At 71.3% G+C, this 11,506-nt stretch carries 8 protein-coding genes; all 8 read right to left on the reverse strand.

Annotation, left to right across the window (positions count from 1 at the left end):
* Positions 1 to 276 precede the first annotated feature (276 nt).
* Positions 277 to 1,866, reverse strand: coding sequence for a sodium/solute symporter (locus VG276_06715; protein ID HEV8649095.1), 1,590 nt, complete (start codon positions 1,864 to 1,866; stop codon positions 277 to 279).
* A gap of 5 nt (positions 1,867 to 1,871) precedes the next feature.
* Positions 1,872 to 2,174, reverse strand: a complete 303-nt coding sequence (locus tag VG276_06720; protein HEV8649096.1) for a DUF485 domain-containing protein — start codon at positions 2,172 to 2,174, stop codon at positions 1,872 to 1,874.
* A 103-nt stretch (positions 2,175 to 2,277) separates the two neighbouring features.
* Positions 2,278 to 4,407 (reverse strand): exonuclease domain-containing protein, encoded by a 2,130-nt coding sequence (locus VG276_06725; GenBank protein ID HEV8649097.1) that lies wholly within the window; start codon positions 4,405 to 4,407, stop codon positions 2,278 to 2,280.
* The gene (locus tag VG276_06730) at positions 4,404 to 4,775 is read right to left on the reverse strand and encodes a response regulator (GenBank protein ID HEV8649098.1); all 372 of its coding nucleotides are present in this window, start codon (positions 4,773 to 4,775) and stop codon (positions 4,404 to 4,406) included. Before VG276_06730 ends, VG276_06725 begins: the two co-directional genes overlap by 4 nt.
* Complete coding sequence (locus tag VG276_06735) at positions 4,775 to 7,543, reverse strand: sensor histidine kinase (protein ID HEV8649099.1); 2,769 nt, start codon at positions 7,541 to 7,543, stop codon at positions 4,775 to 4,777. The genes VG276_06730 and VG276_06735 overlap by 1 nt, the downstream gene beginning before the upstream one ends.
* A gap of 15 nt (positions 7,544 to 7,558) precedes the next feature.
* Positions 7,559 to 7,741, reverse strand: coding sequence for a hypothetical protein (locus tag VG276_06740; GenBank protein ID HEV8649100.1), 183 nt, complete (start codon positions 7,739 to 7,741; stop codon positions 7,559 to 7,561).
* A gap of 23 nt (positions 7,742 to 7,764) precedes the next feature.
* Positions 7,765 to 9,288: a DUF294 nucleotidyltransferase-like domain-containing protein gene (locus tag VG276_06745; protein HEV8649101.1), complete on the reverse strand. Its 1,524-nt coding sequence runs from the start codon at positions 9,286 to 9,288 to the stop codon at positions 7,765 to 7,767.
* 530 nt (positions 9,289 to 9,818) lie between these two features.
* Positions 9,819 to 11,423: a hypothetical protein gene (locus VG276_06750; GenBank protein ID HEV8649102.1), complete on the reverse strand. Its 1,605-nt coding sequence runs from the start codon at positions 11,421 to 11,423 to the stop codon at positions 9,819 to 9,821.
* Positions 11,424 to 11,506 lie beyond the last annotated feature (83 nt).

An 11,506-nucleotide genomic window follows, 5' to 3' on the forward strand; every position in this document is an offset into this window, starting at 1 on the left:
CGCCCGACGCGTCGAGGTCGACTGCGACCGGCCCCAGCCGGTCGAGCGGGACGGCGACCCAGCCGGCAGCACCCGCCGGCTGGTGGTTGAGATCCTCCCGCGGGCGCTCACCCTGTGCGTGCCCGCCCGTGCGGAGGGATCGGAGCAGGAGGACAACCCATGAGTACCGCCACGCGGGTCCCCGAGACCCACGAGGTCGCTCGCCCAGAAGCGCGACGAGCGGGTCTGGGAAGTCGGCGCAGCCTGGTCAACGCCTCGCCCGGCTGCCGTTTCCTTTCACCGCTCCGCCGGTAGAGCCGGGCGGGTCGGCTCGGGGGTGGGCGGCGCGACCGCGCCCAGGTGGATCTGCCGCTCGACCTCGATGAATCGCTGCTCCGCGTGACGGTCGCGGGTCAGCAGCGAGACCACGAAGCCGCACGCGAACGCCAGCGGCATCGACACGAGCGCCGGGTTCTTGAGCGGGAAGGGTGCGCTGGCGTTGCCGAATACGGCGACCTGGATGGTCGGCGAGATGTAGATCAGCACCAGGGCCGACACGGCGCCGACCACGATGCTTGCGACCGCGCCCCAGGTGGTGAAGCGACGCCAGAAGATCGCCAGCAGCAGCGCCGGGAAGTTCGCGCTGGCGGCGATGGCGAATGCGAGCCCGACCATGAAGGCGACGTTCTGGCCCTCCAAGGCGATCCCGAGGATGATCGCCATGGCGCCCATCACCACGGTCGCGATGCGGGCCACGCGCAGCTGCTCCGACTCGGGCGCCTGGCCACCGCGCACGACGTTGACCCACAGGTCGTGCGAGAGCGCGGCCGCCCCGGCCAGCGTCAGCCCGGCCACCACGGCCAGGATCGTGGCGAACGCCACGGCCGCGATGAAGCCGAGGAAGGGCGTCCCGCCGACTTCCTGCGCGAGCAGCGGCGCGGCCATGTTGCCGCCCTTCTCGACGCCGGTGATGGTGTCCCGCCCGACCAGCGCCATGGCGCCGAAGCCGAGCACGAAAGTGAACAGGTAGAACAGCCCGATCAGGAAGGTCGCCCAGTTGACCGACGACCGTGCCGCCTTGGTGTCGGGGACGGTGTAGAAGCGCATCAGGATGTGGGGCAGCCCGGCGGTGCCGAACATGAGCGCCAGCCCGAGCGAGATCGCGTCCCACGATCCGGTGACCACCTTCGTGCCCGGGGCGAGCACCGCCTGGCCGTTCGCGTCGGCCGCCTCGGCAAACAGCCTGACGGGGTTCATGCCGAACTTGGCCAGTACCAGCACGACGAGGATGAAGGCGCCGCCGAGCAGCAGCAGCGCCTTGATGATCTGCACCCAGGTGGTCGCGATCATGCCGCCCAGGAGCAGCAGCGCGATCATCACGGCGCCGACGATGATGACGGCCAGCGCGTAGTCGAGCCCGAACATCAGCTTGATCAGCGAGCCGGCGCCGACCATCTGGGCGATCAGGTAGAAGACGACCACCGACAGCGTGCCGACCGCCGACGCGATCCGGACTGGCTTCTGGTGCAGGCGGAAGGCGACCACGTCGGCGAAGGTGTACTTGCCGAGGTTGCGCAGCGGCTCGGCGATCAGGAACAGCACGATCGGCCAGCCGACCAGGAAGCCGATCGAATAGATCAGCCCGTCGAAGCCGTTCAGGGCCACCAGCCCGGCGATGCCGAGGAAGCTGGCCGCGCTCATGTAGTCGCCGGCGAGGGCGACCCCGTTCTGGAAGCCGGTGACGTTGCCGCCGGCGGCGTAGAACTGCTCGGTCGTGTGCGTGCGCCGGGCCGCCCAGTAGCTGATCCCGAGAACGCCCAGGATGAACAGGCCGAAGAACGAGATCGCGAGCGCGTCCGGGTCACCCAGCTTGGCCAGCACCACCATGTCGCTCACCCCCTGAGGCGCCGGATCTCGGGCTCGTAGACCCGGTTCGCCCAGCCGACGTAGAACCAGGTCAGTACCCAGGTCGCGAGGATCACGAGCACGCCGAGCAGCATCCCGAGGCTCAGGCCGTCGGTGAGGCGCCGCCCGAGCAGCGGCTTGTTGAACGCGATGAGCAGGATGAAGCCGAAGTAGACGACCAGCATGATCAGGGTCAGCACGACGCCGACCCGGAAGCGGCGGGCGGCCAGGGCGTCCAGATCCTCCTCGTGCGTGGCGGCAGCCCGTCTCTCGGCAGCCTCGTCAGCCATACCGACCACCTCCCAAACCGGGACCAACCTGGAAACATGTGAAGCGTATACCTCCACTCCAGACCCCGGTACCACCGGTTCGTCCGCGCTACGCCGGGGTCGCTCAGCCGCGCGCGTACAGGGAGTTGCTGACGCGCGCCTGGTAGGTCCTGCGGGCCGCCTCCCGTGCATCTCGCAGCGTCACCACGCCCTGCGCGCCCAGGAGCCGGAGGAGCTTGAGGAAGATCTCGCCGGTGAGGATCGCGTCGCCGAGCGCGGTATGGCGCCCGATCACGCTGACGCCGAGCCGTGCCGCCATCGCCTCGAGGGAGTGCTCCTCGTGGTCGGGGTGGACGACCGCCGACAGCAGCAGGGTGTCCAGCACGGGCTGGGTGAGCCGCACGCCGGTCTGGGCCTCCTTCAGCTGCAGGAACCGCATGTCGAAAGCGACGTTGTGCCCGACGAGCACGGTGTCTGATGCGAAGCGGGCGAAGGCGGGCAGGACCTCCTCGATGGTCGGCTGCCCGCGGAGCAGCTCCGGCGAGATGCCGTGCACGCGCTGGGAGGCGGCCGACACCCCTCGCCGCGGGTCGACCAGCTGCTCGAAGGTCTCCTGGCGCAGCAGCCGCCCGTTGACGATCCGGATCGCGCCTATCGAGATGATCTCGTCCCCCTCGGACGGGCTCAGCCCGGTCGTCTCGGTGTCGAAGATGGTGTAGGCCAGCTCGTCCAGCCGCCGCTCGTCCCATGCAGGCGCATGCTCGGCCGCCCCGAACAGGTCGAAGTCGTAGAACTCGGGCCGGCTCTCATCCGGCACGGCCGGGTTCACCGGCGGCGGGCCCGGCACGACCTCGGCGAGGGGCAGGAGCAGCCGCACGTAGGCGCCGCGGCCCGCCTCGTCCTGGCGGCACCACAGCTCGCCGCCATGCCGCTCGACCACCTCCTTGAGGGTGGACGCGGCGCCTCTCCCGCCCGGCCCAAGTGGCTGCTCCGTCCACGATCGCAGCGTCTCCGCGTCCAGCGGGGCTCCCAGCCAGCGCAGGTCCAGCTCGGCGTGCCGCCCGACGCCGCGCACGGCGAGCCCGATCTCGTCCACGCCGCGCTCGGCGTGCAGCCGGCCGGCGAGGTGGGTCACGGCCCGGACGAGCGCGAAGCTGTCAACCCGCAGCCAGCGCTCGTCGCCCGGCTCGTCGATCGAGGCGCGCACCCCGGCCTCGCCATCGAGGCTGCGGCCGAGGGCGGTCAGCAGCTCGCGGTCGAGCATGTCGGCCAGCAGCCACTGGTCGTGCAGGTAGCCGGAGGACTCGCTCATGGCCCGCTCGACCTGCGCGCCGAGGCCGGTGGCCTCCTCCCGGATGATCTCCACGAACCGGCGCCGCTGCTCGGACTCCATCTCCGGGTAGTCGAGCATGCTCTCCACGGCTGCCCGGATGCTGGCCAGCGACGCGCGCGTCCCCTCGGTGAGCGCCCGCAGGAGCGCGTCGCGGCGCTCGCTGATCTCGGCCCGCCGGGTCATGTCGTCCAGGGTGAGCACGAAGCCGGCCAGCTCCCCGCCCTCGGCCGCGACCGGGGCGATCTGCACCCGGAGCAGCTTGTCGCCCCTGGCCGTCATGGCCGGGTGCGAGGCGGCCGAGCTGTCGCGGACGCACGCAAGCGCGTGCGCGATCAGGCTCCGGTCGACGATCCCGAACACCGAGCGGCCGAGACCAACCAGCCCGACGGGACGGTCGAGCAGCTGCCTTGCCGCGGCGTTGTACAGCAGGATGCGGCCCTCGACGTTGCAGACGAGCACGGCCAGGGTCAGCTCGGACATGAGCGCGGCGAGCCGGTTGCGCTCCCGCTCCAGGTCGGCCCGGGCGGCCGCGATCTGGCCCTCGACGTCCGACCGGGCCGACCGGTAGCGGTCGGCGAGCTCGTTCACGGCGACGGCCAGCTCGCGTACCTCCCCCGGCCCACGCACCTCGAGGCGGTGGTCGGGGTTGGCCGAGGCGATGAGCCTGGTCTCGGTGGCCAGACGCCGCGGCGCGGCCACGTAGAGCTTGAAGAAGAGCGCGACCAGCGCCCCGAGCCCGGCGAGGAGCAGGAGCCCGCCCGTGGCCACGAGCGCCGCCTGCTCGCGCAGGACGCGGGTGAGGACGGCCTGGTCGCCCGGGCTGACACTCGACCAGACGCCGACGGCGAGCAGGGCGACGCCCGCCCCGACAGCGAGCGACAGGATCGCCAGGGCCAGTGCGAACTTGGCCTTCGCGTTCACGAGCCGCCTTCGAGCAGACGCGCGACCTGGTCGACGAGCTCACGGGTGGAGAACGGCTTGGTGACGTAGGCGTCGGCGCCCACCGCCATGCCCTTGGCGATCTCGGTCTCGCGCCCCTTGGCCGTGAGCATCACGATCTTGAGGTCGCTGCGGCCGGTCGCGCGCAGCTGCTGGCAGACCTCGAAGCCGTCCCGGCGCGGGAGCATGACGTCGAGCAGGACGATGTCAGGCTGGAAGCGCTCAGCTTCCTCCAGGGCCAGGTCGCCGTCGGCGGCGACGCGGGTCTCGTAGCCCCTGCGCCGCATGAGGAACTCGAGCGAGGTCACGATGTTCGGCTCGTCGTCGACGATCAGGACCTTGCTCGCCATCAGCTCGCCGCCTTTGTGCCGACCGGCGCCTGTGCCACCGGCAGTGTAAAAGAGAAGGTCGCGCCCTGCCCGGGCTCGCTCTCGACCCATAGCCCGCCACCCAGGTGGCTCACGATCTGGCGGCTGATCGGCAGCCCGAGGCCAGTGCCCTGCGGCCGGTCGGTGAGGGCGTCGCCGCCCTGGCGGAACTTCTCGAAGACGACCTGCTGGTCCTCGGGCCGGATGCCCGGGCCGTTGTCGCGGACGTCCACCCGCACATCCGGCCCGTCGACGCGCAGGTCCACGGTGACCCGGCCGTCCTGCCGGTCGCAGAACTTGGCCGCGTTCGACAGCAGGTTCAACAACACCTGCATGACCCGGTCGCGGTCGGCGGCGACGGGGGGGACGCTGGCCGGAACGTGCACCTCGAGCGTGGCATGCCCCTCCTTGAACAGCTGCGCGGTGGTCGCGACCGAGTCCTCGACGACGGCCTTCAGGTCGACCTCGGCGATGCGCCACTCGGCCCGGCCCGACTCGAGCTTGGACAGGTCGAGCACCTGGTTGATGAGCCTAGTCAGGCGCTCGGCCTCCTCGACGAGGATGCGCAGGTACTGCGCCCGCTCGGACTCGTCGAGGTCCGGGTTGTCGAGCAGGATCTCGGAGAAGGAACGGATCGAGGTGAGCGGCGTGCGCAGCTCGTGGGTGACCATCGAGACGAAGTCGTCCTTGAGGCGGTCGAGCTCCTGGAGCCGCTCGTTGGCCGCGCGCAGCTCGGCGGTCGCCAGCTCGAGCGCGCGCGACTTGCGCTCCAGCTCCCGGCTGTAGGCGAGCACCTGGGAGGCCTCGTCGAGGATCTCCATCACCTCGCCGAACCCGAGCGGCTCCTCCTCGACCACGGAGGCGACCACTGCCCGGGCCGAGGCGGCGCCGATGGCCCCGGCCAGCACGGTCTCGACGTGGTGGATCAGCTCGGCGTCGGCCGCCAGGCCGGGGGACAGGTCCAGGCCGCGTCCGCGGGCGTGGCCGGCGAGCGCCTCCTCGGCCCCAGCCGGCCCGAGGAAGCGTTCGAGCAGGTCCCGCAGCTCCCCGACTGAGGCGCTTCCCCGCCAGAAGCGGGCGTCCGCGCCCTCTCGCGGCCGGCTGAACACGTCCACGAACAGCGCCGCCTGGCCGTGCTCGGCCGGGCTGGGCCGCCCGACAAGGGAGACGCCGACGTAGGCGCCCAGGTTGGCCAGCATGCTCCAGAACATGGCGTGGCTGATCTCGTCCATCCCTTCCAGGCCGAGCAGCTGCTGGGGCCGGAGCAGCTCGATCTCGAACGGCCCGTCGAGGAAGCCGAGCGGCAGCCAGCCGGAGCGGGCCAGGTTGGGCAGCAGCAGCGTGTAGACCCAGACGGCGAAGCCGGCGACCAGCCCGGCCAGGGCGCCGGCCCGGGTGCCGCCCTTCCAGAGGATGCCGCCGAGCACGGCCGGGGCGAACTGGGCGACGGCCGCGAACGAGATCAGCCCGATCGACACCAGCGCCGGCGCCTCGCCGGCCACCCGGAAGTAGGCGAACCCTAGCAGCAGCACGAGCACGATCGTCACCCGCCGGATGCCGAGGATCAGCCCGCCCAGCTCTCTGGGCCGGGCCATGCGGCGCCGGACCCATGACCAGCCATCCAACCGCAGCAGCACGGGCAGCACCAGCGAGTTGGACACCATCGTGCTGAGCGCGATCGTCTCGACGATGACCATGCCGGTGGCGGCCGACAGCCCGCCAAGGAACGCGAGCAGCGCCAGCGCCTGCTGCCCCTCGGCCATGGGCAGCGCGAGCACGAAGGTGTCCGGGTTGACGCCGCCGCCCCCGAATCGGAGCAGCCCCGCCAGCGCCACGGGCATGACGAACACGTTGATGACCAGCAGGTAGAGCGGGAACAGCCAGGTGGCCGTGCTGAGATGCCGCTCGTCAACGTTCTCGACCACGGCGATCTGGAACTGCCTTGGCAGCAGCAGGATGGCCAGCATCGATAGGACGGTGAGCCACACCCAGGTGCCGTAGTCGGTCCCGGGGCCGAGCGTGAACAGGCGGGTCAGCTCGGGCACGGCGGCCGCCTGGCCGAACAGGTCGCCGAAGCCTGTGAAGACGCCGAAGGTGACGAAGACCCCGACAGCCAGGAAGGCAACGAGCTTGATGATCGACTCGAAGGCGATCGCGGCCACCATGCCCTCGTGCCGCTCGGTCGCGTCCAGGTGCCTGGTGCCGAACAGGATCGTGAAGGCCGCCAACAGCAGGGCCGCGTACAGGGCCGTGTCTCCCAGCAGCGGCACCGAGCCGAGCTCGGTGGTTGTGACGATCTCGGGGTGGCGCCGGAGGATGTTGAAGGTGTTGGAGATGGCCTTCAGCTGCAGGGCGATGTACGGGACGATCCCGACCACGGCGATGACCGTGACCAGCGCGCCGAGCAGCGTGCTCTTGCCGTAGCGGGCCGAGACGAAGTCGGCCAGCGAGGTGATCCGGTTGCGCTTGCTGATCCGGATGATCTTGCCGAGCACGAGCCAGCCGAGCGCGACCATGAGGGTCGGGCCCAGGTAGATCGGGAGGAAGCCGACGCCCTGGCTGGCGGCCCGGCCGACGCTGCCGTAGTAGGTCCAGGAGGTCGCGTAGACGGCCAGCGAGAGGGCGTAGATGGCGCCGTTGTTGATCACGCTCCGCCCGGCGCGAGCGCGCTTGTCGCCCCAGTAGGCGATGGCGAACAGCAGGCCGAGGTAGGCGGCCGAGACGGCGACGATGACCCAGGTGCGGAGCACGCCCTCAGCCCCGGGTCATCGCGGCCGCCGGACGATCAGCGCGACCAGGACGATCAGCAGGGCCCAAGCCGTGAACAGGTACGCCAGCTGCAGCGGGACGCCGAGCACCCTGGCCGGGGAGTCGAACAGCGCCAGCAGCGGGTAGTTGAGCAGCAGGAACCCGAGCGCGGCGGCGGCGGCCAGCCGCGGCGTCCTCATTCGCTCGTGCACGGCGTCCCCGTCTACTCACCCGTCTGGAAGCTGCGCGCGGTCGCCCGCTGCAGCTCGACCACGGTTCGCAAGGCGTCCCGCAGCCGCCGCTGCTCGAGCGGCGAGAGGCCGCCGAACGGAACCCGGTTGTCCGGCTGTCCGCCGGCGGCGAGCCGCCGGAGCTGCTCCCGGAGACGCAGGTGCGTCAGGTAGCGGAACGCGTCGGCGAGCGCCTCGGCCCCGCCCCGGCTCAGTGTTCCGGCCTGCGCCGCCGCCTCGAGGCGTTCCAGGGTGGACCGGGCCAGCGACCGGGCCGCGAGTGCGTAGAGCCGGGCGAGCAGCACGATCGCCGCGATGCCACCGCGCTTGAGGTCGACGCTGCCGCCGTCGGTCCGGATCCGCCCGAATGGGCCGAGGGGAGGGCTGAACTTGGTCGCGGCCCGCGCGAGCTGGACCAGGAACAGCTGTCGGCCTGCTCCCGTGAGCAGGATCTGGTTCAGCGGCGCGGGCGACAGCTCGCCATGGACGTGGCGGAAGTCGAGGAACACCTCGGCCTCGAGCAGCGCCTGCGCCTCGGGCGTCTGGATCCACTGCCGGAAGACGTCCTGCCAGGCAGCCAGCGGCCGGCACCAGTTGGTGGCCATGTAGCCCCCGGGACAGGGCGGAAAGCCCGCCTGCAGGAGCCCGGCGACGACGCGGCCAGCGAGCATCTCGAAGTAGGCGCGCGCCTCGGCGGTGTCCTCCAGGTAAACAAGGGCGTTGTCCTGGTCGCTCAGGAGCACCTGTTCCATCCGGCCCTCCGAACCGAGCACGAGCCAGGCGTACGGGCACGGCGGCGGGCCGAGCTCCGCCTCGGCGAGCTGCAGGAGCTTGCCGGTGAGGGCGTCGTCGAGGCTCGCGATGACCCTGGCGATCCGGACGGGCTCGACGCCGCCCGCGAACAACGCCTCGGCGGTCGCCGCGATCTCGTGCGCGTACCCCTCGAGGGCTTCGAGCCGGTCGAGGGTCCGGATCCGGCCGAGCACGAGCAGCGGGCTCCTGGCCTGCTGCCGGAGCAGGTCCATGTCGGTCACCATGCCCACGATCCGTCCCGCCCGGGTCACCGGGACGTGCTCGAAGTCCTGGTCGAGCATGAGCAGGAGCGCCGCGTACAGCGGCGCGTCGGCGGGAAGCGACCGGAGCGGCCGGCTCATCACCGCCCGGACCGGAGTATCCGACGTGCGTTCCTCGGCCAGGACCCGGTTGCGCAGGTCGCCGTCGGTCACGATGCCGGGTGGGTCGTCGGCGACCAGGGCCGAGCTCACGGACGCCTCGCGCATCGCCCGCGCCGCTTCGGCGATGGTCGCCTCCGGGGGGACGAACAGCGGCGGCCGGGTGACGAGAGCCCCGACCGGGGTCACGAAGTCCCCTCCGAGCCCCGAGACCCCTCCGAGCCCCGAGACCCCCAGGCTGGACGCGTCGGGCCGTGACTCGCCGGCCTGGGAGACGTGCTCGGGCTCGCCATCGCTGGGACGGCCGCCGGACCGGGTGGGCTCGATGAAATCGACCGGTTCCACGTGATCCCCGTCGGCTCCGAGGGTGTAGCGGCGGAGGCCGCGCGGTCAGTGGACCTCGTCCTGGAGGAGCCGTCAAGCCTCCCCGACCGGGCGTCGAGGCAGCCTCCATGCCGAGCCGGTCACGGTGCTCGCCAATGCCCGGCCGCAGGAACCCGGCAGGCGAGACGCGGTGAGATGCCTGGAACCAGGCGGCGGTCGCCACCGCTCGCGCTGCGCGGCCGACGTGAACGCGGGCTCGATCGGGATCGTGCTTCGACCGCCCGGCGGTTGCGGTCGTGGACGTGTGCCTGGAAGCTGCCTGAGGAGACGGTCGGCAAGATTGCCCCGTAGAGGCGGAAGCATCAGCCGGGATCCACCGTTGCCGGGCAGGTCCAGGTGTGCGGAGGAGGCTTGAGAAGCTCGACCCCTCGAGACGTTCACCGCCAATCGACAAGCCCTGGCGAGCGGGGACCGGAGTTGCGTCTCCTACTTCGACGGTTGGGGCAGCTAGCCCGCCTTGGCGGACTGGATGTTCACAAACGAGTCAAGTCTCAGGCCGCGATCCCGGACGCGGCGATGAGGGCGTGGACCTCCTGCTCGTAGGCCCGCCAGGCGCGGATCACCGGCCGTGGTGCTGGGGCGTGTGGCCGCCCAGCAGTGTCGAGCTCGGTGAGCACTGGGACGACCACCCGCGCAGCGACCTTGGTGAGGAAGCAGGCGATCCCCCGGCCGTAGGGGGTGACCTGGTAGACGTGGCGGCCCTGGAGCCGCTGGATGAGGCCCTTGCGGCGCAGCCGGCGCAGGTCGTAGGTGGCCTGCCGGGTCGAGTAGTCCCGTCCCAGCAGGCCGGTCATGAGCCGGCACAGCCCGGCGTTGGTGAGCCCACCGGTGACGTGACACAAGGCAGCCAGCGCGGCCAGCAGCGCCATCACCCGCGGATCTCCGAAGCGCAGTCCTGGTGCTCGGAGGCCGTCACGCTCCGACGGCAGGACCACCGCCTCAAGGGTGGCCGCGTCGGGCGGGGGCGGCGCCCCCTCACCGAGGGCGGCGAGGAACCGGGCGTTGGTGGCCACGCCGATGCGGCGCAGCGCCTGCCAGTTCTCGCCGTTCAGCCGGCGTCCGACGCCGAAGTCGCGGGGGTCGTTGATGGTGGTCTCCACCCGTAGCGCCCGGTGCTCTTTGAGGTAGGCCTTGACCTTGGAGGAGCGGTAGTGGATCTGCAGGTGGGGGTCGACGTCGGGGGTGACCACGCGGGTCTGGAAGCGCCCGGGGGTGCGGCGGGTGATGCGGCGGTCGACGATCAGGCGGACCTGCTCGGGGCGGCCCAGGTCCAGATGCTCGCGGATGGCGGCCTCGAACCAGGCCCGGGCGGCCTGCGGCCGGTCAAACACCGCGGTGTCGCTGACCTCGAGCTGGCGGACCGAGAAGTCGTAGCGGAACCCGGCCGCGTGATCGGCGGCGGTGAGCGGGCTCGGCAGACGGGCCAGCCAGCGCTCGATAAAGACACGGAGATGCCCGGCCGCCAGGCGCTCGCAGACGCGCTCGGCGGCGGCCTGGTCGGCGACCTCGCGCAGCCCGTTGTCCAGCGCGGTGAACCCGATCCCTGCCCGGGTGAGCTGCCGCTTGGCCCACTCGTGGCCGTTGCACCACACCCAGACCGGATAGGGCGCGTACGGGCACAGCTTGACGAACGCCGGGCCCCAGTCGCGGTCCCACAGGTAGAAGTAGTAGTGGTTGACGAACAGTGCCTGGCGCCGGTAGGTGAAGTGCGGGTGGCCGGCCGACCCGCCGTCCTTCCAGCCCCGCCAGCCCGCCACCCGCTCCTGCGCGATGCCGACCAGCACCACCCCCTCGCGACCCTCGCGTTCGGCTCCGGCCAGATACGGCCGGGCGACCTCCTCCTTGGACTGGCGCTTGGCGAAGCGCACCACCGGGATCTCGTGCGCAGCGATGAACGCCTCGATGTCGCGGACCAGCCGGTCGTGGTTGTGGGCCAGGCCCGCCGGCGAGGGGATCGGGTAGCCACGATGCAGCAGGAACCGCACCACCTGCCCCTGGGTCATCAGCGCCGGGACATAGCCGGCCACAAAGACCCGGTCCACCGAGGTGAGGCGAAAGCGTACGTGCTCGGCCAGTAGACTGGCGACGGTAGCCATGACGGCCTCCTCACCGACCGTTACCGCGGTCGGCTGGTGCTGCTGTTGAGAACCAGGAGGCTATCGAAGCTGCCACGTCAGAA

The sequence above is a fragment of the Actinomycetes bacterium genome (assembly GCA_036000965.1).
In the GTDB taxonomy this organism is placed as follows: Bacteria; Actinomycetota; CALGFH01; order CALGFH01; family CALGFH01; genus DASYUT01.